Origin of the sequence: Microbispora sp. H10885, from assembly GCF_014161415.1 — a bacterium.
Classification (GTDB): domain Bacteria; phylum Actinomycetota; class Actinomycetes; order Streptosporangiales; family Streptosporangiaceae; genus Microbispora; species Microbispora triticiradicis.
The window spans coordinates 377,489-401,848 of the sequence record NZ_JABBWY010000005.1; the positions used below are offsets into that span (position 1 = coordinate 377,489).

Annotated in this window: 27 protein-coding genes and 1 tRNA gene; 11 read left to right on the forward strand and 17 right to left on the reverse strand. The window is 71.8% G+C overall.

All coding sequences use genetic code 11. The features are described 5' to 3' along the window. Positions 1 to 46 precede the first annotated feature (46 nt). The gene (locus HHX37_RS15835; protein ID WP_117408474.1) at positions 47 to 643 is read right to left on the reverse strand and encodes a nucleotidyltransferase; all 597 of its coding nucleotides are present in this window, start codon (positions 641 to 643) and stop codon (positions 47 to 49) included. Between the two features lie 55 nt (positions 644 to 698). Here HHX37_RS15835 and HHX37_RS15840 point away from each other — a divergent pair, with 55 nt between their 5' ends. Both HHX37_RS15840 and HHX37_RS15845 read left to right on the forward strand, forming a co-directional pair. After that, on the forward strand, positions 699 to 1,199 hold the full coding sequence (locus HHX37_RS15840; RefSeq protein WP_182875439.1) for a DUF1360 domain-containing protein: 501 nt from the start codon (positions 699 to 701) through the stop codon (positions 1,197 to 1,199). Beyond that, positions 1,196 to 1,687 (forward strand): DUF6328 family protein, encoded by a 492-nt coding sequence (locus HHX37_RS15845; RefSeq protein ID WP_182881419.1) that lies wholly within the window; start codon positions 1,196 to 1,198, stop codon positions 1,685 to 1,687. Before HHX37_RS15840 ends, HHX37_RS15845 begins: the two co-directional genes overlap by 4 nt. 55 nt (positions 1,688 to 1,742) lie before the next feature. Here HHX37_RS15845 and HHX37_RS15850 read toward each other — a convergent pair whose 3' ends face one another. Next, a complete protein-coding gene (locus tag HHX37_RS15850) occupies positions 1,743 to 2,705 on the reverse strand; it encodes a TIGR03557 family F420-dependent LLM class oxidoreductase (protein ID WP_138462912.1) in 963 nt (320 codons plus the stop codon). Positions 2,706 to 2,825: 120 nt separating this feature from the next. Between HHX37_RS15850 and HHX37_RS15855 the strand changes: the two genes are divergently transcribed. After that, positions 2,826 to 2,975 carry a GPGG-motif small membrane protein gene (locus HHX37_RS15855; protein WP_165900798.1) on the forward strand — a complete coding sequence of 50 codons (150 nt, stop codon included), beginning with the start codon at positions 2,826 to 2,828 and terminating at the stop codon, positions 2,973 to 2,975. A gap of 136 nt (positions 2,976 to 3,111) precedes the next feature. On the opposite strand, the gene HHX37_RS15860 is transcribed toward HHX37_RS15855, so the two are convergent. Both HHX37_RS15860 and HHX37_RS15865 read right to left on the reverse strand, forming a co-directional pair. Beyond that, positions 3,112 to 3,840 (reverse strand): metallophosphoesterase family protein, encoded by a 729-nt coding sequence (locus HHX37_RS15860; protein WP_208759273.1) that lies wholly within the window; start codon positions 3,838 to 3,840, stop codon positions 3,112 to 3,114. Next, positions 3,837 to 4,082, reverse strand: a complete 246-nt coding sequence (locus HHX37_RS15865; protein WP_142558089.1) for a BON domain-containing protein — start codon at positions 4,080 to 4,082, stop codon at positions 3,837 to 3,839. The genes HHX37_RS15860 and HHX37_RS15865 overlap by 4 nt, the downstream gene beginning before the upstream one ends. Positions 4,083 to 4,567: 485 nt before the next feature. Here HHX37_RS15865 and HHX37_RS15870 point away from each other — a divergent pair, with 485 nt between their 5' ends. Beyond that, positions 4,568 to 5,791 carry a glycosyltransferase gene (locus HHX37_RS15870; protein ID WP_259406473.1) on the forward strand — a complete coding sequence of 408 codons (1,224 nt, stop codon included), beginning with the start codon at positions 4,568 to 4,570 and terminating at the stop codon, positions 5,789 to 5,791. 27 nt (positions 5,792 to 5,818) lie between these two features. Beyond that, a complete protein-coding gene (locus HHX37_RS15875) occupies positions 5,819 to 6,733 on the forward strand; it encodes a glycosyltransferase family 9 protein (RefSeq protein WP_117408468.1) in 915 nt (304 codons plus the stop codon). A gap of 130 nt (positions 6,734 to 6,863) precedes the next feature. On the opposite strand, the gene HHX37_RS15880 is transcribed toward HHX37_RS15875, so the two are convergent. Both HHX37_RS15880 and HHX37_RS15885 read right to left on the reverse strand, forming a co-directional pair. Then, positions 6,864 to 7,991 (reverse strand): DNA topoisomerase IB, encoded by a 1,128-nt coding sequence (locus HHX37_RS15880; RefSeq protein ID WP_182885886.1) that lies wholly within the window; start codon positions 7,989 to 7,991, stop codon positions 6,864 to 6,866. Then, complete coding sequence (locus HHX37_RS15885; protein ID WP_182885887.1) at positions 7,988 to 9,037, reverse strand: glycosyltransferase family 9 protein; 1,050 nt, start codon at positions 9,035 to 9,037, stop codon at positions 7,988 to 7,990. Before HHX37_RS15885 ends, HHX37_RS15880 begins: the two co-directional genes overlap by 4 nt. 199 nt (positions 9,038 to 9,236) lie before the next feature. Here HHX37_RS15885 and rfaE2 point away from each other — a divergent pair, with 199 nt between their 5' ends. From rfaE2 to HHX37_RS15905, 4 genes are all read left to right on the forward strand, one after another. Then, entirely contained in the window at positions 9,237 to 10,682 is a 1,446-nt protein-coding gene (gene rfaE2, locus HHX37_RS15890) for a D-glycero-beta-D-manno-heptose 1-phosphate adenylyltransferase (RefSeq protein WP_182885888.1), read from the forward strand. Positions 10,683 to 10,692: 10 nt separating this feature from the next. Further along, on the forward strand, positions 10,693 to 10,941 hold the full coding sequence (locus HHX37_RS15895; protein ID WP_133306076.1) for a hypothetical protein: 249 nt from the start codon (positions 10,693 to 10,695) through the stop codon (positions 10,939 to 10,941). Between the two features lie 10 nt (positions 10,942 to 10,951). Beyond that, positions 10,952 to 11,944: an SDR family oxidoreductase gene (locus HHX37_RS15900; RefSeq protein WP_182885990.1), complete on the forward strand. Its 993-nt coding sequence runs from the start codon at positions 10,952 to 10,954 to the stop codon at positions 11,942 to 11,944. A 91-nt stretch (positions 11,945 to 12,035) separates the two neighbouring features. Then, positions 12,036 to 13,862 carry a transketolase gene (locus HHX37_RS15905; RefSeq protein ID WP_182885889.1) on the forward strand — a complete coding sequence of 609 codons (1,827 nt, stop codon included), beginning with the start codon at positions 12,036 to 12,038 and terminating at the stop codon, positions 13,860 to 13,862. Positions 13,863 to 13,964: 102 nt separating this feature from the next. On the opposite strand, the gene HHX37_RS15910 is transcribed toward HHX37_RS15905, so the two are convergent. Both HHX37_RS15910 and HHX37_RS15915 read right to left on the reverse strand, forming a co-directional pair. Further along, a complete protein-coding gene (locus HHX37_RS15910) occupies positions 13,965 to 14,357 on the reverse strand; it encodes a ChaB family protein (protein WP_117408498.1) in 393 nt (130 codons plus the stop codon). Positions 14,358 to 14,399: 42 nt separating this feature from the next. Beyond that, positions 14,400 to 14,744 (reverse strand): DUF6458 family protein, encoded by a 345-nt coding sequence (locus HHX37_RS15915; protein WP_259402550.1) that lies wholly within the window; start codon positions 14,742 to 14,744, stop codon positions 14,400 to 14,402. On the opposite strand from HHX37_RS15915, the gene HHX37_RS15920 reads away from it, so the two are divergent. After that, positions 14,743 to 15,282 (forward strand): shikimate kinase, encoded by a 540-nt coding sequence (locus HHX37_RS15920; RefSeq protein ID WP_208759272.1) that lies wholly within the window; start codon positions 14,743 to 14,745, stop codon positions 15,280 to 15,282. The two genes, HHX37_RS15915 and HHX37_RS15920, sit on opposite strands and share 2 nt — an antisense overlap. Before the next feature lie 35 nt (positions 15,283 to 15,317). Here HHX37_RS15920 and HHX37_RS15925 read toward each other — a convergent pair whose 3' ends face one another. The 3 genes from HHX37_RS15925 to HHX37_RS15935 form a co-directional block, all read right to left on the reverse strand. Continuing rightward, positions 15,318 to 15,785 (reverse strand): ATP-binding protein, encoded by a 468-nt coding sequence (locus tag HHX37_RS15925; RefSeq protein WP_165900797.1) that lies wholly within the window; start codon positions 15,783 to 15,785, stop codon positions 15,318 to 15,320. Positions 15,786 to 16,138: 353 nt separating this feature from the next. After that, complete coding sequence (locus tag HHX37_RS15930; protein WP_182885890.1) at positions 16,139 to 17,146, reverse strand: aldose 1-epimerase family protein; 1,008 nt, start codon at positions 17,144 to 17,146, stop codon at positions 16,139 to 16,141. 112 nt (positions 17,147 to 17,258) lie between these two features. Further along, positions 17,259 to 17,498, reverse strand: a complete 240-nt coding sequence (locus tag HHX37_RS15935) for a hypothetical protein (protein WP_117408459.1) — start codon at positions 17,496 to 17,498, stop codon at positions 17,259 to 17,261. A 359-nt stretch (positions 17,499 to 17,857) separates the two neighbouring features. Between HHX37_RS15935 and HHX37_RS15940 the strand changes: the two genes are divergently transcribed. Next, positions 17,858 to 19,033, forward strand: a complete 1,176-nt coding sequence (locus HHX37_RS15940) for a cytochrome P450 (RefSeq protein ID WP_182885891.1) — start codon at positions 17,858 to 17,860, stop codon at positions 19,031 to 19,033. A gap of 4 nt (positions 19,034 to 19,037) precedes the next feature. Here HHX37_RS15940 and nhaA read toward each other — a convergent pair whose 3' ends face one another. From nhaA to HHX37_RS15970, 6 genes are all read right to left on the reverse strand, one after another. After that, complete coding sequence (gene nhaA, locus HHX37_RS15945) at positions 19,038 to 20,420, reverse strand: Na+/H+ antiporter NhaA (protein ID WP_182885892.1); 1,383 nt, start codon at positions 20,418 to 20,420, stop codon at positions 19,038 to 19,040. A gap of 161 nt (positions 20,421 to 20,581) precedes the next feature. Beyond that, positions 20,582 to 20,655 (reverse strand) — tRNA-Lys (locus tag HHX37_RS15950). A gap of 73 nt (positions 20,656 to 20,728) precedes the next feature. Further along, positions 20,729 to 21,301 (reverse strand): hypothetical protein, encoded by a 573-nt coding sequence (locus HHX37_RS15955; protein WP_182885893.1) that lies wholly within the window; start codon positions 21,299 to 21,301, stop codon positions 20,729 to 20,731. An 873-nt stretch (positions 21,302 to 22,174) separates the two neighbouring features. Continuing rightward, positions 22,175 to 22,561 (reverse strand): OsmC family protein, encoded by a 387-nt coding sequence (locus HHX37_RS15960; protein WP_182875426.1) that lies wholly within the window; start codon positions 22,559 to 22,561, stop codon positions 22,175 to 22,177. 4 nt (positions 22,562 to 22,565) lie between these two features. Continuing rightward, positions 22,566 to 23,630, reverse strand: coding sequence for a HAMP domain-containing sensor histidine kinase (locus HHX37_RS15965; RefSeq protein WP_182885894.1), 1,065 nt, complete (start codon positions 23,628 to 23,630; stop codon positions 22,566 to 22,568). Next, the gene (locus tag HHX37_RS15970) at positions 23,627 to 24,340 is read right to left on the reverse strand and encodes a response regulator transcription factor (protein ID WP_117408450.1); all 714 of its coding nucleotides are present in this window, start codon (positions 24,338 to 24,340) and stop codon (positions 23,627 to 23,629) included. Before HHX37_RS15970 ends, HHX37_RS15965 begins: the two co-directional genes overlap by 4 nt. Positions 24,341 to 24,360: the final 20 nt, after the last annotated feature.

Sequence of the window (24,360 nt, forward strand, 5' to 3'; positions counted from 1 at the left end):
GCCCGCCCGGCCGGGCGGGCCCGCACGTCAGCAGGACGAAAAACCTTCATGGCCAGGTGGCGTCGGATGTCGGATTCGTAGGAGCGACGATGCGCAGTTTTTCCAGCAGCGTGACGAACGTCGAGGCGTACGGCGACGGGGCCACGACAGAGGCGACCCGGTCCCAGTCCACCTGTTCGCGCATCGCCCGGACCATCGGCAACAGCGAGCCGTAGTCGCAGGCGTGCTCGGACAGCGGCATGATCCAGGAGATCACCAGGTCGGTGGCTTCGAGGACGGGCAGGCTCAGCGCGGCGACGTTGATCGGCTCGGCCCGGGCCAGCATGGCCTCGGTGACGGGCCGTTCGGCGAGCGAGAAGATCAGGTCGACGAGCACACCTTCCTCGTCGAACGCCTTGACCAGCCAGTCCTCCGGTGGTCTCGCGGTCCGGAAACCCAGGCTCTCCAGGGTCTTCAGCGCGAGCGGGACGTCTTCCTCCAGCAGAGCGAAGTCGACGTCGTGCAGCGATGGCGCGGCGCCCCTCGCATATCCGGCGCAGCCTCCGGCCAGGGCGAAGCGCACCCCGGCCTCCTTGAGCCCGGAGCCGGCGCGCTTGAGCGTTTCGAGAATCGCGTCGGTGACTTCGTGACTGTGACTACCCACTCACGTCGCTTGCCCAGCAATGTTCGCCGCAAACAATCGGGGGTAGGGCGCGCTCATGACCGAGACCCTGCAGGAGATCAAGCGCGCCTACGAGGGCGAGGAGAACCGTCCGCTCTCCTCGTACACACGGGTTCTCGCGGTGTACGGCGGGGCCGTTTCCGCGTTGCTGGCCACGGCGAAGCTGACCGGCCGGAAGCCGCCCGAGAAGATCGGCCCGATGGACCTCATGCTCATGGGCCTGTTCACGCACCGGCTCTCACGGACGCTGGCCAAGGACCCGGTGACCAGCCCGATACGCGCCCCCTTCACCCGTTATGAGGGCGTCTCCGGCCCGGCCGAGCTGAACGAGAAGGTCCGTGGTCACGGGTTGCAGCACGCCGTGGGCGAGCTGCTGACCTGCCCGTTCTGCCTGTCCCAGTGGGTGGCGACCGGATACGCCGCGGGCACGGTGTTCTTTCCCCGGCTGACCCGGCTCGCGGGCGCCACCATGGCGGCCGTGGCGATCTCCGACTGGCTCCAGTTCGCCTACGTCCGGCTGATGAAGGCCTCCGAATGAGCGAAGTGCTCGAACCCCTGGAGAACACCGACGAGAACCCGAAGGAGCGGGTCGACCGCGAGCTCGGCGAGCTGCTGCAGGGTCTGCGGGTGGCCGCGACGGGCGTGCAGGTGCTGTTCGCGTTCCTGCTGACGCTCCCGTTCTCCTCCGGTTTCGGGAAGATCGACACGACCGGGAACTGGCTGTTCTACATCGCCGTCGTCAGCGCGGCGTTCGCGTCGATCTGCACGATCGCTCCGGCGACCCAGCACCGCATCCTGTTCCGGTCAGGACTCAAGGAACTGCTGCTGCGCCGGGCCAACCGGCTGGGCGTGGCCGGGGCGATGTCCCTGGCCGTCGCCATGGCCTGCTCCACCGCTCTGGTCCTGGACGCGCTGACCAGCGCCTGGCCCGCCGCGGCGGTGGGAACGGGAGTGGCGCTGCTCTGCGCCTGGCTGTGGTTCGTCCAGCCGCTGCTGTCGCTGCGCCTGGTCAGGAACGACACCTGAGACGGGGAGCGCGACCGCGGGTCACCGCGGTCGCGCTCCGCTTCGTACGGGCGGCCTACCGTCCGTCCTTCAGTCTCGGCAGGATCTCCGCCGAGTAGAAGGAGAAGAACCCCTCCTGCTCCGGGCCGATCTGGGCGATGTAGACCTCGTCGAAGCCCGCGTCCACGTACTGGCGGATGGCGTCCAGGTGTGCCTCGGGTGAGGACCCGCAGGGCGTCGAGGCGGTGGCGGCCTCCTCCGTGACGAGCTCCGAGAGCTGCTCGAAGTGCCGCGGCAGCGGCAGGAGCTGGGCGGCCTCACCTGGAATGCCCTGATTGGGCCAGAGCCGGTGGACGGTCTTGCGCGCCTCGGCCTCGTCGTCCGCCCAGCAGACCTTGAGCCCGGCGGCCGACGGCTTGCCCTCGCCGCCCGCCTTGTGGAACGCCTCCACCATGTCGCCCGCCGGAGCGGTGTGGATGTATCCGTCGCCCAGCCGGCCGGCCAGCTCCACCGACTTGGGCCCGAAACCCGAGATGTAGATCGGCGGAGGCTGGTCGGGAAGCGAGTACAGCCGCGCCGTGTCGACCTCGTAGAACTCCCCGTGGTACGTCACCAGCTCACCCGTCCACAGCTCGCGGATGACGTCGACGGCCTCCTCCAGCATTCGCTGCCGCTCCTCGGCGGGGGGCCACTGGTCGCCGAGGATGTGCTCGTTGAGCGCCTCTCCGGTGCCGACCCCCAGGCGGAACCTCCCGTCGAGCAGGATCTGGGCGGTGGCCGCCGCCTGGGCGATGATCGCCGGGTGGATGCGGATGATCGGGCAGGTGACCGCGGTCGTCACCGGCAGCGAGGTGGCCTGCGAGACGGCTCCGATGACGGACCACACGAAGGAGCTCTCCCCCTGCTCGTCGAGCCAGGGGTGATAGTGGTCGGAGATCCAGAGGGCCTCGAACCCGGCCTCCTCGGCTAATTTCGCCTGCCGTACGAGCTCCTTGGGATCGTGTTCCTCGCTCGACAGAAAATATCCGAAAGTAGTCATGTATCCCCACATGCCCGAATCAGGTCAAGCAAACGTAACAATGTGTGCTTTGGTCGCAAATTCATTCGGGCCCAGGACTGGATGATGTTACGTGCCCTCTCGCGAGGGCAGTGGAGGGCCATGGCTACTCTGCTTTGGATCATCGCCGTGGTACTGGTCATCGCCGGGATCTACGTCATCCTGGCCCGTCGGGACATCCTCTGGGGGATCGTCCTCATCGTCCTCGGGTTCCTCATCGGCCCCGGGGGTGTCAGCATCTTCAATCCCTAGCCGCGTACACCCTGATCTGGCACCACTCTGATCTGACACGGAACGGCGACCGGTTCTGACAACCGGTCGCCGTTCCGTATCCGGCGGACGCCCGCCGGGACGCGTCGTCCCCTCGCCCGGCGGCGGCAGCGGCCGCTCAGCAGTCGTCGCCGTTGAGGCAGTAGACGGTGTAGGCGTGCTTGATGACCGGCAGGGCCACGTTGCGCACCCGGATGCCGCCGGGGGTGACGCCCTTCTCCGTGCCCGCGTGCGCGTGCCCGTGGATGAACAGGTCGGCGCCCTCCGCGTCCGCCGCCTCGGCCAGCATGTAGCTGCCGAGGAACGGATAGATCTCCGGGGGCTCGCCCATCAGCGTGTCCTTGACCGGGGAGTAGTGGCTGAGCACGATCTTGTGGTCGGCGTCCAGTTCCTTCAGCGCCCGCCGCCACCTCTCGGCGATGTCCTTGGTGTGCCGGACGAACGCCTTCGTCTCCGGCTCCCCGAACTCGCTGGCGCACTTCCCGGCGAAGCCGCCGCCGAAGCCCTTGCCGCCGGCCACTCCCAGCCGTACGCCGTCGACGGGGACCACGGTGCCCTCGTCGTCCAGCACGGTGATGCCCGCGTCCCGCAGGAGATCGATGATCTCCTGGTTGTGGTCGGAGTGGTAGTCGTGGTTGCCGAGCACGGCGACGACCGGAATGGGCAGGCCGCTCAGTTCCTCGGCGACCACCCGGCCCTCGGCGATCGTGCCGTGCCTGGTGAGGTCGCCCCCCACGAGCAGCACGTCGGCGCGGCGCTCGATGCCCTCGATCTTCTTGCGATAGTGGCCGCGCAGGTCCTCGCCCAAGTGGATGTCCGCTACGGCGGCGATGCGCAACTCCGTCACAGGTGTTCCTCCTCTCCCGGCTCCCGCACTTCCACCAGAGTGATCTCGTTGTGTACGCGCAGGCCCGGAGCCGCTTCGCGGGCGACGTTCTCGATCTGGTGCCGCCGCTCGTCACAGGACACCTGCCCGCGCAGGTAGACCTGTTCTCCCCGCACGTCGACCCGGATGCCCAGCTCGGTGGTCCGTTCGTCCTCCGCGAGAGCCCGCTGCACGCGGGCCGCGACATAGTGCGGCGTCTCCATCTCTGCACCCCCTAGGCCTTTTAGATGAGCGCTGCCCGGAGCTTCCCTGGCGAAACCACTGGCCTTTCCCGGCGAAAACCCTGGTTTGGCGGGCTGCCAGGGGGTTATGGTTAGTGATATTCCTGGTGCCTAAGACGCAGGTACCTCCTTGGCGTGAGCATGCCATGTTGGAGGAGCGTCTTGGGAACGTGCGACCGGTCTTCCCCCCGCCCTGAAAGAACCGCCGCGGGCACGGAACACATCGGCGTCGGCACCTGTCTCCCCCTCCTTTCCGACGGCTCCGACGCCGCGGCCTCCCCCCTGACGGCCGCCCCCGGCGACGCCCGTGCGGCGCGCGCCCTGCCGCTCACGGGCCCCGGGCCCGCCCTCCGCCCCTCGCCCGCAACGGCCCGCCGTACACGACCGGCTCCTGAGGCGCCCCCGGTCGCCGGGCCCGTTCACCTGGACTCCCTGACTCCCGAGCCGGGTACCCGCCACTGCCGCTCATGGAGGAACCCCCAGTGAAGATCGCCATGGTCTCGGAGCATGCCAGCCCACTCGCCACGCTCGGCGGCGTCGACGCGGGCGGCCAGAACGTGCACGTCGCCGCGCTCGCCCGCGAACTCGCCCGAGCCGGCCACGAGGTCACCGTCTACACGCGCAAGGACCGTGAGGACCTCGCGGAAACCGTCGCCTTCGCCCCCGGTGTGGACGTCGTCCACGTCCCCGCGGGCCCCGCCTCCGAGATCCCCAAGGACGAGATCCTTCCCTGGGTCCCCCACTTCGGGAAGTGGCTGCACGACCGGTGGCTGTTCGACCGGCCCGACGTCGTGCACAGCCACTTCTGGATGAGCGGCCTGGCCGCGCTCGCGGCGGCGGAGAAGCTGCGGATTCCCGTCGTGCACACCTACCACGCTCTCGGCAGCGTGAAGCGGCACCACCAGGGCCCGGCCGACACCAGCCCGCGCGACCGCGTGGAGGCCGAGGCCGAGATCGGGCGGCGCGTGGACGCCGTCATCGCGACCTGCGGCGACGAGGTGGACGAGCTGATCCGCCTGCGGGTGCCGCGCCGGACCGCACGGGTGGTCCCCTGCGGGGTGGACGTGACCACCTTCAATCCCCACGTACGGCCGCTGGAGCGGCCGGGCCGCCCGCGCCTGCTGTCGGTGGGCCGGCTGGTGCCGCGCAAGGGCGTGGAGACCACGATCCTCGCCCTGCAGTACCTGAGGGACGCCGAACTGGTCGTCGCGGGCGGCCCCCCGGCGGCCGAACTGCACCGCGACCCCGAGGTGACCCGGCTGCGCTGGCTCGCGGCCCAGGCGGGGGTGTCCGACCGGGTGCGCTTCCTCGGCCGCGTCGAGCGCGACAGGCTCCCCGCGCTGATGCGCTCGGCCACCGCGGTCGTGTCCGTCCCGTGGTACGAGCCGTTCGGCATGGTGGCGCTGGAGGCGATGGCCTGCGGCGTCCCGGTCGTCGCCTCGGCCGTCGGCGGGCAGCGGGAGACCGTCGTCAACAACGTGACCGGCGTCCTCGTCCCGCCCCGTCGTCCCGCCGTGCTGGCCAGGGCGCTGCGCCGGCTGATCGACGACCCGGTGCGGCGCACGGCGTACGGCATCGCCGGGGCGGACCGCGCCCGGGCCAGGTACAACTGGGGCCGGATCGCCGGCGAGACCCTGGCCGCCTACGACCAGGTGCTGCCCGTCCGCCACCTCGACCGGAGCGCGTCGTGAGCGGCGTCGCCCCCCGGAGGTGAGCCGGTGACGTCCACGGCTCTCGTGCTGCGCTCCGACGGCATCGGCGGATTGCTCACCGTCGTACCGGCGCTGCGCGCCCTGCGCCGGCACGGGCTGCGCGTCGTCCTCGCGTGCCCGCCGGAGCTGAGCGAACTGGCGGCGCTCACCGGCGCGGTGGACCGCATCCTGCCCGCCCGCGGGCTCGCGCCGCTGTCGTGGCCGGGCCCGGGCGAGGAGGACGCCGGGCATCCCCCGCTCCTGCCGGACCTCGCCGTGAACCTGCACGGCCGGGGGCCGCGCAGCCACCACGTCCTGCTGAACCTGCGGCACGAGGGCAGGGGCGTCGACCGCCTGTGGGCGTACGCCAACCGGGACGTGCCCTGGGTCAGGGGCCCGTGGTGGCAACCGGGCGAGCACGAGGTGCTGCGCTGGTGCCGCCTGCTGCGGTGGTACGGCGTGCCTGCCGACCCGGAGGACACGACGCTGCCCACGCCCCTGACGGCCAGCCCGGCGCCGGGGGCGGTCGTGATCCACCCGGGAGCGGGCGGCACGTCGCTGCGCTGGCCCGCGGAGCGCTTCGCCAAGGTGGCGCGGACGCTGGCGGACGACGGCCTGCCCGTCGTGATCACCGGGAGCCTGCGCGAGCGGCCGATGGCGCTGCTCGTGGCGACCCGGGCGGTGCTGCCGCCGCAGATCGTGCTGGCCGGCCGCACGTCGCTGCGGCAGCTGTGCGCGCTGGTCGCCGGGGCCCGCCTGGTGATCAGCGGCGACGTCGCGCTGACGCGGCTCGCGGCGGCCTACCGGACGCCCTCGGTGCTGGTGTCGCCTCCGGACGGCCGCCGGCACCCGCTGCTGCACGAGGCCGGCGACGCCGGGGCGATCTCGGCGACCCAGGTGATCGACGCCGCGGTACAGGCCCTCGGGGCGGGGGTGCGCTGACCGCCTCCCTCTCGACGTGCCGCCTCGCGCGTGCGAGGCGGCTCCGGAAAGAACGAGGGAGACGGCCGGCACGGTGGAGGCGGGCCGTTCGAGGCGGCCTTGTCCAGGCGGCCTCTTGGAGTGACAGGGGTCAGGCGGCCCGGCGGTCCTTGTGGCGCCGGCGCCGTGCCGACCGCTGTGCCGACCGCCGCGCCGACCGCCGGGACGGCGCCTGCCGCAGGAGGGCGATGACGGCCTGCTCGACCGGTCCGTGCGTGGCGAGCCCGCCTTCGGCGTCCTCGGCCAGCCGTTCGAGGGGGATGGTCCGGCCCTTCTCGTACAGCGCGACGAGACGCGGATCCACGTAGGAGGCGCGGCACACCGACGGGGTGTTGCCGAGATACTCCGACACCTCCTTCATCACCCGGGACACCGCGCGCTTGCGGCCGGCGCCGCTGCGCACCGGCCGGGAGACGGCGAGCCCGACGGCCGCGAGCACGGTGGCGTGCCAGGTGCGGAAGTCCTTGGCCGAGACGTCGGAGCCGAAGGCGTCCCTGAGATAAGCGTTGATGTCGGAGCTGCGCACGTCCACCCACGCCCCCTCCCCCGTCTCGTCGGCCCCCTCGTCGGCGCGGTACCGCAGCAGTTCGCCGCGGTGTCCCTTCGACAGCGCGGTCAGGACCTCGCAGACCTCGGCGTCGGCGAGCACCTGCTCCCGCTCCTTGCGGCCCTTGGCGAGATAGCGGCACACGACCCTGCCGTCGCCGCACTTCACGTGCGAGGTCCTGAGCGTGGCCAGGCCGTAGGAGTCGGTGTACTCCTCGCCGCCGACGCGGAAGAAGCCGATGTCGAGCATCCGGGCGGCCGTGGCCAGCACTCGTTCGCGGCCCAGCCCCTCGCCGCGCAGATCCCGCGCGACCCGTTCCCGGAACGCGGGGAGGCGTTCGGCGATTTCCAGCACGTGGTCGAACTTGGCCTCGTCCTGCTGCCTTCGCCACTCGTCGTGGTAGCGGTACTGGCGCCGGCCGGCCGAGTCGGTCCCCACCGCCTGCAGGTGGCCGTTCGGATGAGCGCAGATCCAGACGTCGGTCCAGGCCGGCGGTATCGCGAGGGCCCTGATCCGGAGCAGCGCGGCGCGGTCGCGCACAGGCCGGCCGGAGGCCCAGGTGTAGCTGAACCCGCGCCCCCGGCGGCGGCGCCTGATGCCCGGCTCGGCCGGATCGCTCGGCCGCAGCTCGACGGGCTTCGCCTGGAACACCTCGGCCGCGGCCGTGCTCATCGCAGCAGGTCCCAGGCCTGTTCGAGCACGTCGTCGACGCCGACGTCGGCGACCCAGGAGACGTCCCGGTGGCCGCACTCCCGCATGCCGTCCTTGGTCGCGCCCGCGCCGCAGACCGGGCAGCGCGACGTCCAGGAGATGAGCGGCCGGTTGTGGCCCCTGCTCAGCGGCCCCCAGTTGATCATGTTGCCGCACCAGTAGACGCCGACCGTGGGCGTGCCGGTCGCCGCGGCCAGGTGCCGTGGCCCGGTGTCGTTGGAGACGAGCAGGTCGCAGGCGGCGTACAACGCGGTGAGCCCGCCGAGTGACAGCTCCCCGATCACGGCTCTCGCCGGGGCCTGCATCTGGGCGACGACCTTCTCGACGAGGTCGCGCTCCTCCTCGACGCCCGTCACCACCACCGGCCGGCCGAGCCGGTCGGCGACCTCCGCGAACCGCTCCGGGGGCCAGCGCCTGCGCCGGTCGCGCGCGCCGGGATGGATCGCCACCAGGCCGCGCGGCACCTTGCCCAGCACGCGGTTGAGCTCGGCCCAGTCCTCCCTGACGACCTCGACCCTCGGTTCGATCTCGCTGGTCGCCGCGCCGAGCAGGCCCGCGACCTCCAGGTAGCGCAGCGTCTCGTGCTGGTAGTGGACGTACGGCACCCAGCGGTCGAGCGGTTCGGCGTCGGGGGTGCGCAGCCCGGCGGTCAGCCGCGCGCCGAGGCGGCGGATGAACGGGTTGGAGTTGCGCCCGCCGCCGTGCATCTGGACGGCCAGGTCGAACCTGCGCTCGCGCAGGTGCTCGTACAGCTCCTCGGGGGCGGGGGACCCGTCCGCCGGGGTGGAGACGCCGGAGATGGGCGGCAGGGGCACGACCTCGTCCACGGGGCCGGGGCGGCCCCGCAGGAACTTCGCGTGCCACTCACGGCCCAGCAGGGTGATCTTCGCAGCCGGGTAGGCCCGGCGCAGCGCCCCGATCGCGGGCAGGGCCAGCAGCAGGTCGCCGAGCGCGTTGGCCCGCAGGACGGCGATCCGCTCGACGCCTTCGACGAGCAACGCGCTCATGGGCACGAACCTCTGGTTCCCCGCGTCCTCTCGTCCATCGGACACCCCCCATTCCGTCCGGCCCGCCGGCTGACCACCGGCGGGGCGCTCGTGTGGAGCGGTCTGCTCCCGGTTACCCCCGTGCCGGCCCGCCAAACCGGGCGGGCGCGCCTGGCGTGACTGTTGTTTTCCCTGCGTCCGCCGGGGTAGCCGCCCTGGTATGACGGAAGAGACGCTCAACCGCTTCGGTGAAGTCACAGCCGTCGTCGTCGGGGACGTGATGCTCGACTCGTGGCTGCGGGGGCGCACCAAGCGAATGGCCCAGGAGGCTCCGGTCCCGGTCGTGACCATCGAACGGATCGAGGACCAGCCGGGCGGCGCCGCCAACACGGCCGTGAACCTCGCCGCGCTCGGCGCGCGGGTGCACATGGTCGGCGTCACCGGCGCCGACCCCGCGGGGGCGACGCTCAACGCGACCCTGGGACGGCTCGACATCGAGGGCCTGGTCATCGTGCGGAGCCTGCGGACGCCCGTCAAGCGCCGGGTGCTGACGGACGGCCAGATCGTGGCCCGGTACGACGAGGAGGACGACGCGCCGCTGCCCGAGGCGGCGGAACGCGAGCTCATCGACGAGATCACCCGGCTGGCGGCGCACGCGGACGTCATCGTCGCCTGCGACTACGGCGCCGGCGTCTGCACCCCGGCCGTACGCCGGCTGCTGTGCGAGCTCAGCGCCGACCGGAACGCGGGCTCCCGGGGGGCGCCGGTCCTCGTCGTGGACGCCCACGACGTGGCGGCCTGGCGGGAGTGCCGCCCGAAGGCCGTGCTGCCCAACTACGCCGAGATCGTGCGGCTGCTCGGCGAGGGCGGTGACCACGACCGGGTCGCCTTCCTGTCCGCGCGGTCGGAGGAGATCGTCGAGGCCACCGGCGCCGAACTGGTGGTCACCACTCTGGACGGCCAGGGCACGCTCCTGCACCGGCGCGGCCGGGAGCCGCATCGCACCTTCGCGAGCCCCGCGCCCGACACGATGAGCATCGGCGCGGGCGACACGTTCACCGCCGCGTTCTCCCTGAGCCTCGCGGCCGGCGCCGGGCCGGAGCGGGCCGCCGACATCGCGCAGGCCGCGGCGAGCGTGGTGGTGCGCCGCCCGGGCACCGCCGTGTGCACCCGTGAGGACCTGGTGCAGGCGCTGCGCCCCGACGTCGCGCTGCCGCCCGGGCGGCTGGCCGCCTGCCTGGAGCGCGACCGCGCCGAGGGCAGGCGCGTCGTGTTCACCAACGGCTGCTTCGACGTGCTGCACCGCGGCCACGTGGCCTGTCTGGAGGAGGCCGCCCGGCTCGGCGACGTGCTGGTCGTGGCGGTCAACGGTGACGCCGGGGTGGCCCGGCTGAAGGGGCCGGGACGGCCGATCAACCGCTGCGAGGACCGCGTCGCGGTGCTCGCCGCGATGGGCTGCGTCGACTACATCACCGTCTTCGACGAGGACAGCCCGGTCGAGCTGCTGCGGATGGTCCGGCCGGACGTGTACGTCAAGGGCGGCGACTACCACCCTGACCTGCTGCCCGAGGCCGACCTGGTCAGGGAGCTCGGCGGCGAGGTGCGGGTGCTCGGGTACGTCCCGGACAGGTCGACGACCGCGATAGTGAACCGGATTCGAGGGTAGGGGGCCGTTCATGACCGAAGAACAACGTTCGCCGACCGGAAAGCCCATGGTCGAGGCGACCCCGATGGACGTCATCTACGTCCGCATCGGGTCGTTCGCTCTGGTCTTCTGCTTCGCCGTACTGGTGCTCTCCTTCGTCGGCCGCCTGTGGTGGCTGACGGGGGTCGTCCTGGCGATCATGGCGGTCGTCGGGACCGCCATGCTCCTCGCCGTACGCAGGCAGAAGAGACTCGGCGGCGGGCCGCAATCGAGAGGATGACGAGGTGAGCCTGCGGGGCAAGGTCGTGGTGGTGACCGGGGCGAGCGGCGGGGTGGGCCGCGCCGTGGTCAGGCAGCTCGGAGGCGAGGGCGCGAAGGTCGCCCTCGTGGCACGCGGGGAGGCGGGCCTGGCGGGCGCCGCCGTCGACGTCGGAGCCGAGGGCGGGACCGCCAAGGTCTTCGCCGCGGACGTCTCCGACTACGACCAGGTCCGCGCGGCCGCCCAGCAGGCCGAGGCCGAGCTCGGGCCGATCGACGTCTGGATCAACATCGCGTTCACGACGGTCTTCGCGCCGTTCCTCCAGATCACCCCGGAGGAGTACGAACGTGAGACCAAGGTGACCTATCTCGGCTACGTGTGGGGCACCCGCGTGGCCCTGGAGCTGATGAAACCACGGGACAAGGGCGCGATCGTGCAGGCGGGCTCGGCCCTGGCCTACCGGTCGATCCCGCTGCAGTCGGCGTACTGCGGGGCCAAGCACGCCATCAGCGGCTTCACCGAGTCGGTGCGGACGGAGCTGCTCGCCGAGGACTCCGGCGTGAAGATCACGATGGTGCAGCTGCCGGCCTTGAACACCCCGCAGTTCGACTGGGGGCTGAACCGGATGCGGCGCCACGCCCAGCCGGTGCCGCCGATCTACCAGCCGGAGGTGGCGGCGCGGGCGATCGTCCACGCCGCCGAGCACCCGGAGCGGAAGGAGTACTGGGTCGGCGGGATGACCGCGGCCACGATCATGGGGCAGCGGGCGGTGCCCGCCCTGCTCGACCGCTACCTCGCCAGGACCGGCGTCAAGTCGCAGCTCACCACCGAGAAGGCGCCGACCGGCATCTCCAACCTGTGGGAGCCGGCCGACGAGGACAAGGACTACGGCGCGCACGGCGGTTTCGACCGGCGTTCGCACGGCCGGAGCGCGCAGCTGTGGATGTCGCAGCATCGCGGCCTGGTCGCCGCCGCCGCCCTCGGGGCCGCCGCCGTCGCCGGTATCGGGCTGCGCCGCCGCTGACCGCAGAACCGTACTGACAAGAAAACACTGATTTATCGGGTACGCCCCATTTCTGGCGATACGAAGGGGCGTACCCGGGTAGTCGAGGACGATGGACGAGCTTGACTACCGGTTCCTGTGCGAACTCGCGGCCCAGCTCCGGGTGGACTCGGTGCGGGCCGCCGCTGCCGCCGGCTCGGGGCACCCGACGTCCTCGATGTCGGCGGCCGAGCTGATGGCCGTACTGCTCGCGCGGCAGCTCCGCGTGGACGTCGAGAACCCGGCCGACCCGGCCAACGACCACCTGGTCTTCTCCAAGGGGCACGCCTCCCCTCTCCTCTACGCCATGCTCAAGGCCATGGGCGTCGTGTCCGACGAGGAACTGCTGACCTTCCGCAGGCGCGGCAGCCGTCTGGAGGGGCATCCGACGCCGGATGTGCCGTTCGTCGACGTGGCCACCGGTTCGCTGGGATTCGGCCTGCCCGTCGGCGTGGGGCTCGCACTGGCGGCGCGGCGGCTGGACCGGCTGCCGAACCACGTGTGGGTGCTGTGCGGCGACAGCGAGCTCGCCGAGGGATCGATGTGGGAGGCCTTCGAGCACGCCGGGCACGAGGGACTGAACAACCTCACGGTGATCGTCGACGTGAACCGGCTCGGCCAGCGCGGCCCCACCCGGCACGGCTGGGACCTCGCCGCGTACGCCGCCAGGCTCGGCGCCTTCGGCTGGCACACCATCGAGATCGACGGCCACGACCCCGGCCAGATCGACTTCGCCCTCGCGGACGCCCGGGCCACCCGGCGCCGCCCGACCGCGATCATCGCCAGGACCTGCAAGGGCCGCGGGGTGTCGGCGGTCGAGGACCGCGAGGGCAAGCACGGCAAGCCGCTGGCCGACGCGGAGCAGGCGCTCGGCGAGCTCGGCGGCCCCCGCTCGCTGACCGTGCCGATGACCCCGCCCGCCTCCCAGGGCGTGCCGTACCGGTACGCCGACGGACCGCTCGTCCTGCCCAAGTACGAGCTGGGCGAGGAGGTGGCCACGCGGACCGCCTTCGGCGAGGCCCTGGCCGCGCTCGGCACGGCCCGGGGCGACGTGGTCGCGCTCGACGGCGAGGTGGCCGACTCGACGAAGCTGGAGACGTTCGCCGAAGCGCATCCGGAGCGCTTCTTCGAGTTCTACATCGCCGAGCAGCAGATGGTGGCCGCCGCGACGGGCATGCAGGCGCGCGGCTGGACCCCGTACGTCGCGACGTTCGCCGCCTTCCTGACCAGGGCGTACGACTTCGTCCGGATGGCCGCGGTGAGCCGGGCCGGGCTCTGCCTCGTCGGCTCGCACGGCGGTGTGTCCATCGGCGAGGACGGCCCTTCCCAGATGGGCCTGGAGGACCTCGCGGCCTTCCGCGCGGTGCACGGCAGCACCGTGCTGTATCCGTGCGACGCGAACCAGACGGCCCGGCTGGTCGCGGACATGGCCGGCCTGGAGGGCATCCGCTATCTCCGCACCACCAGGGGCGAGACCCCGGTGATCTACGGGCCGGACGAGGAGTTCCCGGTGGGCGGGTGCAAGGTCCTGCGGACCGGCGGCCAGGCGACGATCGTGGCCGCGGGCGTCACCGTGCACGAGGCCCTGGCCGCCGCCGACCTGCTCGCCGGGGACGGCGTCTCCGTCACCGTCATCGACGCCTACTCCGTCAAGCCGCTCGACTCGCCCGAACTGGTCGCGATGGCCACCGCTACGGGCAGGGTCGTGACGGTGGAGGACCACTGGCCGGAGGGCGGGCTGGGCGACGCCGTGCTCTCGGCGCTCGCGGAGAACCCGGTGCCGGTGCGCAAGCTGGCCGTGGCGCGGATGCCCGGAAGCGCGGGCTCCGCGGAGCAGCTCCGGGACGCCGGCATCGACAGGACCGCCATCCGCGACGCCGTCCTCGCCATGCTTCCCTGACGCCCGTCACACGTGGAAGCGCCGCCGGACCGTGGCCCCTGAGGGCGGTCCGGCGGCGCGGTTTCCGTGTTCATCGTTGTATGGGCTGGTCCCGCGGCGCTGTCAGCGGGCCTTGGCGGTCGCCCTGCGGTTGGCCTTCTTGATGGCGTCGACCAGCTCGTCCTTGGTCATCTTGGAGCGGCCCGGGATGCCGAGTCGGCTGGCGACGTCGTACAGGTGCTGCTTGGACGCGTTGGCGTCGACGCCCTCGGCGGTCTCGCCCTGCTTCGGCGTGCTCTTCCTCGCCTGCTCGTCCGACGGCCCGCGTCTCTTCTTCTTCTCCCAGTGGTCGCCCACCTTCTCGAAGGAGTGCTTGAGCGCGGAGAACGCCGTGCGGTGGGCGCGCTCGCCCTCGCCGTACGTCTCGACGGCGGAGTCGTGCGCCTTGATCCAGGTCTCCTGGGCCTCCTTGGGCGAGCGCTCCAGGGTCGAGGGCAGTTCCTTACGTCCCGGCATGTCCATGCCTCCCTTCAGACCATCAGAAGTCGGGCGGGGGGATCAGATGGGGTCGTCGTAGCGCCGCTCCTCGTACACCTGACGGCGGGTGGTGGTGGCGTCGAGGGGGGCGGCGGCGGTGACAGTGGTCCGGCGGCGCAGCGTCGTCATGCGCCAGATCCCGAAGAGCAGCCCGGCCAGGCCGCCCACCATCAGGATCACTCCGATGACCTGGATGTCGAGACCCGCGATCGTGAAGTCGACCGCCCAGGTGAGGATGGCCCCCAACATGATGAGGATGATGCTTCCGGCGATGGTCATGGCTTCCTCCTTCGCCTTGTGCTCTATCCCCTCCACGGATTCCAAACGTCGCATGCCGGTGGGCGTATGGGGCAGCATGGCGAACATGACCGATACCCCCGTCGTGGTCATGGGACTCATGGGCGCGGGCAAAAGCACCGTCGCACGGCTGCTCGCCGCCGCCCTCGACCGCCCCATGCGCGACAGCGACGCCGATCTCGAAGCCAGGTACGGCACGACCGCCGCGGTGATCGCGGCGGATCTGGGCCCCGACGAGCTGCACGCGCGCGAGGCGCTGGTGCTACGGGACGCGCTGACGGACGACCGGTCCCCGGTGATCGCCGCCGCGGCCAGCACGGTCGAGGACCCCGAGACGCGCAACGCTCTGGCCCCCGCCTTCGTGGTGTTCCTCGACGGCCCGCCCGAGGTCCTCGCCGAGCGGATGAAGTCGAGCCCCCACCGGCCGCATTTCAAGCCCGACCTGGTGCGCATGCTGACCGAGCAGCGCGACCTGCGGCTGCCCGGCTTCCAGGAGGTGGCGGACCTGACACTCGACCCCGCCGCGCACACGCCCGAGGAGATCGCGGACGCCGTGCTGGCCCACCTGGACGGGGCCCGGATCTCCGGAGCGTCCGAGAAAAGGTGAGAGGGACGGCGAGGCGGACGGCTGGGCGTCCGGGATCAGCAGACGGCGATGCGTGACTGGTGCGGAACGACGGGCAGCAGCGACCGGCTGCCCGTCCCGGCCAGGAACCAGACGGTCTTGCCGCCCCGGCCCGCGGCGGCCACGCCCCAGTCGTCGGCGAGCTCGTCCACGATGAGCAGCCCCCGGCCGCTCACCGACTCCGGGTCGGCGTCACGCTGGCACGGCACTCCGTCGCCCTGGTCGAACACCTCGCCGTACACCCAGCAGCCGTTGCTGCCGAGCCGGAGAGTGAAGACGTTGCCGCCGTGCCGCACGACGTTGGAGGCGAGCTCGCTCACGATCAGACAGCAATCGTCGACCAGCGCGTCCAGACCCCATCGGCCGAGCTCACGACGGACGAGGGAGCGCGCGGTCGCGACGCTCGCGCCGACGGCGGGCAGGAGGCACTCGGCGGTCCAGACGGGGGCCGGGTCAACCGGCGCCGCACCAAAGGGGAGAGACACGCGCGCCTCCTTAAGGCTATGGGAGCGCTCCCACGACTCAAGATACGGGACACAACGTGGTCGTGTGAATTCAAAGAAACAAGATTGTTTCCGGTCAATGCCCGATCTGTGATGCGTGCGGAGATCGCGACGGCGGCGTGACCGGCCTTCCGGCGCCGTCGCCGCAGCTAGGGGTGCGGATCACGGGAGCGCGGGGCGACCGGCCTCCGCGCCGGTGTCCGCGCCGGCCTCGGGAGTGGTCATGAAAGTAGCTGAAATCAGCCACTTCCGTCTCTTCCGTTTGGCGCGGACCGGAATCCCGCCGTGCCGTGTCGTGCCCGCTCCGGAGGCGTGCGGCCCCTCCGGCCGGCCGGTCAGGCTCCGGCCGCGGGCAGTGCGGTGATCCCCCATCGGTGGGTGGCCCGCTCGCCCGGGGCCAGGCGCACCAGGCACTCCCCGCTCGCGAAGGCGTTCGGCGGGCAGCTCATCGGCTCGACCGCGACCCCCGAGCGCCGGTACGGCGCGGCGAGCGTGTCGCCGGTGAAGACCTGGAGCCACTCGATGCCCGGCCCGCCCCACAGCTCCACGCCCCGGGAGCCGTCGACGGTCCTGAGCCGTGCCCGCACCAGGCCGCCGGCGTCGCGCTCCAGGTTCGTGAAGGGCGTGTCGAGCACGGTGCCGCCGATGCGACGTCCCGCCCGGAAGTCGTACTCGGTGCCCTCGACCGTCCGGCGGCCGACCGGGATCTGCTGCTCGTCCACCGGCGCCCACTCGGCCGCGGGCAGTTCCAGCACCGCGTCGTCCACCGTGCCGTGCCCGGCGTCATGGCCCGTGCCGTGCCCGGCGTCATGCCCGGTCTCTACGGCCTCCTCGCCGAGCGTCAGGTAGGGATGCGCGCCCATGCCGTACGGCGCGACCCCCTCCCCCACGTTGACCGCCGACACCTCGACCTCCAGGCCCGCCTCACCCAGCGCGTACGACGCCGTGAGGTCGAGCACGTGCGGATAACCGGGCTGGGGGAACAGCCGCAGCCCGAGGCGGACCGAGGTCTCGCCGGCGTCGAGGACCGTCCAGGGCAGCAGGCGGGTGAAGCCGTGCGCGGCGTTGCCGGTCCGCGGCTCGGTGATCGCGAGCTGCCGCGTCTCGCCATCGGCGTCGTACCGGCCGTTCCTGACCCGGTTCGGCCACGGGAGCAGCAGTTGGCCGGCGCCGCCCACAGGGGACTTACCCTCCGGGTACGACATGACGAGGGGCCGGTCCCGGAACGTGAGGGCACGAAGGCCCGCGCCCACCTCGGTGACGATCGCCCGGTAGCCGTGCGCGGCGATGACGTGCTGCGTACCGGTCGGGGGGACGGGTCGGCGGACCACCGGTTCTGTCATGAAACCGATCTTCCCCCCCGTTTTCCCACTAATCCCACCGGACCCACGCCCGCCCGCACCCTGCCCTACGCCTGGCCCGCACCCCGCCCGGCCGTCACGGCTCTCACGACTGTCAGGAGGAGGGGAGCGGCTGGCCCGCCAGGCCTTCCTGAACCATGAGAAGCGCGCGCAGCTCGTCCGCGCTCTCCCCGCAGGCGGTCATGATCAGCCCCCGGTCCATCTCGATCCTGGACAGCGACCGCGTCATGCGGGTCGCGTACCAGCGGCCGGCGTCGCTTCTCCAGACCGACCAGCGGCCGGCGTACTCGCTGCTCAGTTGTCTGTACGCAGCGTCCTCGGCGGAGAACCGCACTCGTCACCACCTCCAGGCTCGGTGCCGGGACACAACGATGTGCTCGTCCGGACACGATTGGTAGTGAGAGGCCATCTCCCCCATCCGGAGGGCCCGCCACCGCGGCCCGGGTGAAGATCTCCCCCGGGGCTGCGGTGACTTCACCACCACCTGATCCCCGTTCCTCCAGCCCCATCCGTCCCATGCCTCGCCCGGGCGCGACCCTGACGATCCACGCCGGAACCCGGAGGAACGGGACGATGGCAGGAGGCAAACGTCCGCTCTCCTGTCACACCGGACATGGTTTTACTACCTTGTCAGCCAGGCGGTCAGGGGGGAGATTCGAGTGGTTCACGCCTAGGCCGAAGGGAAGACCGCCCATGCCCGAACTGCCACGACTGCCGTTCGATCGGCCGGACATACTGGATATCTCTCCATATTTCGGGGAGCTGCGCGCCAGCGCGCCGATCACCAGGGTCAGAACCCATGTCGGGGACGAGGCATGGCTCGTCACGGGTTACGACGAGATCCGGCAGGTCTTCGGCGACGACCGGTTCGGCCGCTCGCACCCCGCCCCCGCGACGGCGGCCCGGCTGTCCAACAACGTCCTGCTCGGCGGCCCGACCGGCGACTACGCCACCGAGCGGATCATCCACAAGGAGATGCGGCGCCTGCTGTCCCCCGCGTTCTCGGCCCGGCGCATGCGCGCCCTGTCGGACGGCGTGCGGGCGCTCGTCAGGAACCTCCTCGACGGGCTCGCCGAGCAGGGCCCGCCGGCGGACCTGCACGCGGGGCTGTCGCTTCCGCTCCCCATCCAGGTGATCTGCGAGCTTCTCGGCGTGCCGTACGAGGACAGGGACAGGTTCCGGGCGGTGGCCGAGGCGATGACCGATCTCACCGATCTCGCCCGGTCCGCGGACGCGCAGATGGAGCTGAACGCCTACACCTACGAGATCGTGAAGGCCAAGCGCGAGAGCCCCGGCGAGGACGTCTACACCGACCTCGCGAACGCCTCACTGCCCGAGGAGGACATCGCGAGGATCGCGGGCGGCCTGCTGTTCGCCGGCCACGAGACCACGGTCAACCAGATCGACTACGGCACCCTGCTGTTCCTGCGCAATCCCGCCGAGCGCGACGCGCTACTGCGTGATCCCTCCCTCCTCGACGCCGCCGTCGAAGAGATCATGCGGTTCGGCGCGCCGAGCCAGCACGGCCTGATCCGTTACGCGCACGACGACGTCGAGGTCGGCGGGGTGCGCATCCGGAAGGGTGAGCTGGTGGCGCTGGCGATCCACGCGGCCAACAGGGATGCGCGCGTCTACCCCGACCCCGAGAGATTCGACATCCGCAGGCGTGATCCGCGGCCGCACATCGGCTTCGGCCACGGCCCGCACCACTGCCTGGGAGCGGGCCTGGCGCGGATCGAGCTCAACGCCGTCTTCGGCGCCCTGTTCGCGCGCTTCCCCTCGCTCGCGCTCGCCGTGCCGTACGAGGAGCTGGAGGCGCGGACCGGCAGGCTGACCGGAGGGCTCGACGCGCTCCCCGTCACCTGGTGAGCCGTCACGTGGTGGGCGGGGCGGCGGCCCGCGCTTCGGCGTCGGCTTCGGCTTGGGCGTCGGCTTGGGCTTCGATTTCGGCGATACGGCGGTAGACGCGGTCCCGCAGGCGCAGGATCACCGTGGCCAGCAGCGCCGCGACCAGCGACCCGGTCAGCACCGCGACCTTGACCTGGCCGTCCCTGGTGGATCCGGCGCCGAACGCGAGCTCGCCGATGAGCAGCGACACCGTGAACCCGATGCCGGACAGGACCGCCACCCCCACGATGTCCACCCAGGCCAGGCCCTCGTCGATGCCGGCCCGGGTGAACCGCGCGACGAGCCAGGTGGCCGCCGTGATGCCCAGCGGTTTGCCGGCGACGAGCCCCGCGACGACGCCGAGAGGAACGCCGTCGGTGAGCAGTCCCGGCAGGCCCCCGGGCCCGCCGAACGCCACCCCGGCCGAGAGGAAGGCGAACAGCGGCACCGCCACTCCGGCGGAGAGTGGCCGGAACCGGTGCTCGAAGTGCTCGGCCGGGCCCGCGCCCTCCGCCGCGCTCTCCCCGGAGCCCTCCGCCGTGCCTTCCCCGGCGGCCTCCGCCGTGCCCTTCCCAGGGGCCCGGTGGACCGGGACGGTGAAGGCGAGCAGCACGCCGGCCACCGTGGCGTGTACGCCCGAGGCGTGCACCAGGGCCCAGGTGACCGCGGCGAGCGGCGCCAGCAGCCACCACGCGCGCACCCCACGCCGTACGAGCACGGCGAACAGGCCCAGCGGGAGCAGCGCCGCGAGCAGCGGAAGCGGCGCGAGGTGCGTGGTGTAGAACACCGCGATGATCGCGATGGCGAGCAGGTCGTCGACGACCGCGAGGGTGAGGAGGAACGTGCGCAGGGCCGACGGGAGGTTCCTGCCCACCACGGCGAGCACGGCCAGCGCGAAGGCGATGTCGGTGGCGGTCGGCACCGCCCAGCCCCGCAGCGCGCCGTCCGCGCCGGGGCCGGTCAGCGGGTTGAGCTGCGTGTTCACCAGCAGGTAGAGCAGCGCGGGCACGACCACGCCGCCGGCCGCCGCCACGACCGGCACCGCGGCCCGCCGGGGGTCGCGCAGGTCGCCCGCGACGAACTCGCGCTTCAGCTCCAGCCCGGCGACGAAGAAGAAGATCGCCAGAAGCCCGTCGGCGGCCCAGGTCGCGAGGCTGAGGTCGAGGTGCAGCGCCTCGGGCCCCACCCGGGCCGACCGCAGCGTCTCGTACCCGGCCGACCAGGGCGAGTTGGCCCACACGAGGGCCGCGAGCGCGGCGATCAGCAGCAACGCGCCGCCGATGGTCTCCTGCCGCAGGATGTCGGCGATCCGGCGGGTCTCCGTCCGGGACCCGGGGCCGAGAAGAGGGGTGCGGCGGGGCGTGCTCATGAGGCTCCGTTTCCGGGATCGGGTCAGCGACAGCCGACCAGACTTCCCGGCACCCCATACGCATCTTAGACAAACCGGGCGACCCGTGCGGACAACGACCCGGAGCGCGGGACGAATCAGGCCCGGCATCCGTTCCGGATGCCGGGCCTGATCACATGTTGTGCGCCGCCAGGGACTCGAACCCCGGACCCGCTGATTAAGAGTCAGCTGCTCTAACCAACTGAGCTAGCGGCGCCCGCGATGTCCGTAACCATAGCAGTCCTGCGCAGGTCGCGCACATCGCCGGATGCGGGGATCACCCGTGCCGGTCAGCCCCGCCACGCGCCGCTGGAGAAGGGAGCGGGCTCGCCGCGCAGGCCCGGCCCGTCGCCCCACCTCGTGATGACGTACTGGATCGCGATGTGGCCGACGTCGCCGCTGACGGTCAGCGTGTTCTCGTTCCAGGTGGTGCCGGTGAGCTCGGCGAAGGTCTTGCCGTCGATGTCCAGCATGACGCCGCTGTTGGAGGGGATGCCCGGGCCGCGGTCGCCGATGAAGAACTTGGCCTTCCGGCCCTTGTACATGATGTAGCCCTCGGTGCCGAGCGGCCAGCTCGGGCTGGCGAAGAGACCCTTCTGCATCGGCTTGCCGATGGCCGGCATGCCGGTGTCTCCCTGGCGGCCCGACGCGTCGTCCCAGAAGTACGAGCCCGTGGTGGCCCCCGCGTACAGGACCTCCTCGTGCATGGGGACGATGCTGGAAAGGTTGACGGCTTCCCCGACCGGCGGCTCCGCGGGCGCGGGGGCGGCGGCCACGAGGGACGTGACCAGCACCGCGGCGCCGGCGAGCGTGGCCACGGCGGTGACCCGTCGCTTGCCACGCAGGTCGGACAGAGTCTTCATCAAGGCTGGGGATCTTTCGTGAGACGACAGTGGATGGCCATGCGTCATCAAGGGACCCGCCGTACGGCGGGTCGCGGTGACGGGCCACGTGTCCGGGCGGGACAGATCGACCACCCGGAGGCGTGTGCGCTGAAGCTATGGCGATCGGCCGGAAGGCCGTCGTGAGTCAGACGTGGGATCCGAAGCGCCTTGGGTCGGAGGTCCGGGCGGGGTCGCCCACCGTGATCTCCTCCCCAAGTCCAATCCAGCCACCGTTCGGCGGCAACGAATAGGACACTACAGGACGAGTCAGGACGGAGCAAAGTAAACCGGACATAAGACGCGGAAGATCTACCTGTCGGCTTGTTTGTGCAGCGGCAACGTCGGCCACGCCGCACATCTGGGGCGATCCGCCGCAGGCGCTCCTTCATGAAAGTAAAGCGCTACGCGCCACGCACGGCGAGGCGCGGCCGGCGGGACGGGGAGGAGAGAGCAGCCGGCGGGAGGCGGCGGTCAAGAACCCGAGGCGGACAGGCCGCACCGACAGGCGGACGGTCGGACCTGCCGGCGAGGCGGCCGGCGGCGTGCGGAGAAGGGACGGGGCGGGGGTGTGCGGGGAAGGGATCGGCCTTCGGACGGGCCGGAAAATGCCGGAGCCGGGCAGTCCCCCAACTGCCCGGCTCCGGATCAAAGCGGTTCCGCCAGGAATGCCCTCCCCAAAGGCACCGGCGGGTCCCCCGCTTTCCGGACGCGGTTCCCCCATCCGCGCCCTTATCGAAAAAGTCTCTCGTCCTCTCCCGAGGACATGCTTCAACAGTACAAGCCCGCTTGCCATGAAGTCGTCATACGCAGGTTGACTTTCGGCCTGCATCCGGCGGGCTCCGCCCGCCCGTGCTACTCGCCGAGCACGAGCCTGACCTCGGTGCCCTGCTGCAGGGACCGGCTCACCGTGCAGTGCCGTTCGTGGACCCGTCCGGCGACGGCCTCGAAGACCTCTCCCGTGTCCCCCGGCGGCAGTTCCACGTCGTACGTCACGGTGACGGACCGCAACAGGGTCGGGCTCTCCTTCTCCGCCGAGACCTCCACGGCGAGCCGCGCGAGCCGGTGGCCGCGCTTGGCGGTGAGCGGCTCGACGGTCATGACGTTGCACCCGCCCACGGCCGCCAGCAGCAGCTCCACCGGGCTGAACAGCCCGTCACCGGAGCCCATCACGATCTCCGCGCCGCTCTCGTTGCGGGCGACGAAGCCGTCCTCGGTCCGCTCGACGCGTACAGAGCCCATGCGTCTACCCTACTGGCAGCGCCAGCCGGACGAGCGTGCCTCCGCCGGGAGCGGGACCGGCGGAAACGCTGCCGCCGTGGCTGTCCACCACCTGGCCCACGATCGCCAGCCCCAGCCCCGACCCGGGCAGCGCCCGCGCCGAGGGCGCCCGGTAGAAGCGGTCGAAGACGTGCGGCAGGTCGTCGGTCGAGATGCCCGGGCCGTGGTCGCGGACGGTCAGCACGCCGTCCTGCAGGGACACCTCGACCCGCCCGCCCCTGGGACTGTACTTCGCCGCGTTGTCGAGCAGGTTGGCGACGGCCCTGGCGAGCCGGTCGGGCACGCCGCGGACCACCGCGGGCTCGACCGACACCGCGTACTCGGTCGCGGGCCAGTGCCTGGCCGCGCGGGCGACCTCCCGGGAGACCAGCTCGTCGAAGCGCACGCGTTCCACGAGTACGGCGGGCTCCTCGTCGCGGGCCAGTTCGACCACGTCCGCGACCAGCGCGGTGAGCTCCTCCAGCCCGCTCATCACGGCCCTGCTCGCCTCGTCGCGGTCCTCCCGGGGCAGGTTGCCCCTGATCAGCAGCTCCACGTTGGTCCGTACGGCGGTGAGCGGCGTGCGCAGCTCGTGGGAGGCATCGGCGACCAGGCGTTTCTGCGACTTCGCGGAGCGTTCGAGGGCGTCGAGCATGGCGTTGAAGCTGCGGGCGAGGCTGCTCAGCTCGTCGTCCCCGGACACCTGGATGCGGGTGGTGAGATCCCGGGTCGTGGTGACCCGTCCCGCGGCGTCCTTGAGCGCGTTCACCGGCCGCAGCGCCGCCCGGGCGGCCAGCCAGCCGAGCGCCCCCGACAGCACCAGCCCGCCGACGGCCACGGCCACGAAGGGCCAGCCCAGGTCGTCGACGTCCGCGAGGGCGGCCAGCACACCGCGGGGCGGTGAGTCGCCGTACCCCTCGTACGTCCCGTAGTGGTCCCTCGCCCACTCGACCCGGCGGCAGGTGATGAAGTAGGCGGCCACGATGACGACGATCACGCTGACCGCGGCGGCCAGCGCCGAGGCCATCGCGAGCCGCCAGCGGAGCTTCACCGCTCCTCCCCCGCCGGCTCACCAACTGGCTCACCGACCGGCTCTCTCAGCGCGTACCCCAGGCCGTGCACGGTGTGGATCAGCCGGGGCTCGCCCCCCGCCTCGGTCTTCCTGCGGAGGTAGCGGATGTAGACCTCCAGGGGGTTGGAGCCAGGCCGGAAGCCGTAGCCCCAGATGCGCTCGTGGATGACCTGCCGGGTGAGCACCTGACCGCCGTTGCGGATCAGCAGGTCCAGCAGGGCGTACTCGGTCCTGGTCAGGTCGATGAGCCGGCGGCCGCGCCGGGCCTGCCTGCTGTCCGGCAGCAGGTGGAGGTCGGCGAAGCCCGCCTCGGGCGACGGCGCGGCGCGGCGCAGCAGCGCCCGCACCCGGGCGAACAGCTCCTCCAGCGCGAACGGCTTGACGAGGTAGTCGTCGGCGCCCGCGTCCAGCCCGGCGACCTTGTCGCCGATCCCGTCCAGCGCGGTCAGCATCAGGACCGGCAGCCGGTTGCCGTCGCCGCGCAGCGCCCGGCAGACCTCGATGCCGTCCATCCCCGGCATCAGGACGTCGAGCACCATCAGGTCGGGCGCCGAGCCGCCGATGACGTCCAGGGCGTCGAGGCCGTCGCCCGCGGTCGCCACGCCGTACCCCTCGACCCGCAGGGCGCGCGCGATCGCGTCGCGGACCTCGGGCTCGTCGTCGACCACCAGCACCTGTGTCTTGACCACGCCGTCATTGTGACGTGGGG

What these genes read in the sequence shown, in the direction of transcription:
- HHX37_RS15840 (WP_182875439.1), top strand. Translation starts at nt 699, where the DNA reads ATGACCGAGACCCTGCAGGAGATCAAGCGCGCCTACGAGGGCGAGGAG.
- HHX37_RS15845 (WP_182881419.1), top strand. Translation starts at nt 1,196, where the DNA reads ATGAGCGAAGTGCTCGAACCCCTGGAGAACACCGACGAGAACCCGAAG.
- HHX37_RS15850 (WP_138462912.1), bottom strand. Translation starts at nt 2,705, where the DNA reads ATGACTACTTTCGGATATTTTCTGTCGAGCGAGGAACACGATCCCAAG.
- HHX37_RS15855 (WP_165900798.1), top strand. Translation starts at nt 2,826, where the DNA reads ATGGCTACTCTGCTTTGGATCATCGCCGTGGTACTGGTCATCGCCGGG.
- HHX37_RS15865 (WP_142558089.1), bottom strand. Translation starts at nt 4,082, where the DNA reads ATGGAGACGCCGCACTATGTCGCGGCCCGCGTGCAGCGGGCTCTCGCG.
- HHX37_RS15870 (WP_259406473.1), top strand. Translation starts at nt 4,568, where the DNA reads ATGGAGGAACCCCCAGTGAAGATCGCCATGGTCTCGGAGCATGCCAGC.
- HHX37_RS15880 (WP_182885886.1), bottom strand. Translation starts at nt 7,991, where the DNA reads ATGAGCACGGCCGCGGCCGAGGTGTTCCAGGCGAAGCCCGTCGAGCTG.
- HHX37_RS15885 (WP_182885887.1), bottom strand. Translation starts at nt 9,037, where the DNA reads ATGAGCGCGTTGCTCGTCGAAGGCGTCGAGCGGATCGCCGTCCTGCGG.
- rfaE2 (WP_182885888.1), top strand. Translation starts at nt 9,237, where the DNA reads ATGACGGAAGAGACGCTCAACCGCTTCGGTGAAGTCACAGCCGTCGTC.
- HHX37_RS15895 (WP_133306076.1), top strand. Translation starts at nt 10,693, where the DNA reads ATGACCGAAGAACAACGTTCGCCGACCGGAAAGCCCATGGTCGAGGCG.
- HHX37_RS15905 (WP_182885889.1), top strand. Translation starts at nt 12,036, where the DNA reads ATGGACGAGCTTGACTACCGGTTCCTGTGCGAACTCGCGGCCCAGCTC.
- HHX37_RS15910 (WP_117408498.1), bottom strand. Translation starts at nt 14,357, where the DNA reads ATGCCGGGACGTAAGGAACTGCCCTCGACCCTGGAGCGCTCGCCCAAG.
- HHX37_RS15920 (WP_208759272.1), top strand. Translation starts at nt 14,743, where the DNA reads ATGACCGATACCCCCGTCGTGGTCATGGGACTCATGGGCGCGGGCAAA.
- HHX37_RS15915 (WP_259402550.1), bottom strand. Translation starts at nt 14,744, where the DNA reads ATGTTCGCCATGCTGCCCCATACGCCCACCGGCATGCGACGTTTGGAA.
- HHX37_RS15930 (WP_182885890.1), bottom strand. Translation starts at nt 17,146, where the DNA reads ATGACAGAACCGGTGGTCCGCCGACCCGTCCCCCCGACCGGTACGCAG.
- HHX37_RS15940 (WP_182885891.1), top strand. Translation starts at nt 17,858, where the DNA reads ATGCCCGAACTGCCACGACTGCCGTTCGATCGGCCGGACATACTGGAT.
- nhaA (WP_182885892.1), bottom strand. Translation starts at nt 20,420, where the DNA reads ATGAGCACGCCCCGCCGCACCCCTCTTCTCGGCCCCGGGTCCCGGACG.
- HHX37_RS15955 (WP_182885893.1), bottom strand. Translation starts at nt 21,301, where the DNA reads ATGAAGACTCTGTCCGACCTGCGTGGCAAGCGACGGGTCACCGCCGTG.
- HHX37_RS15960 (WP_182875426.1), bottom strand. Translation starts at nt 22,561, where the DNA reads ATGGGCTCTGTACGCGTCGAGCGGACCGAGGACGGCTTCGTCGCCCGC.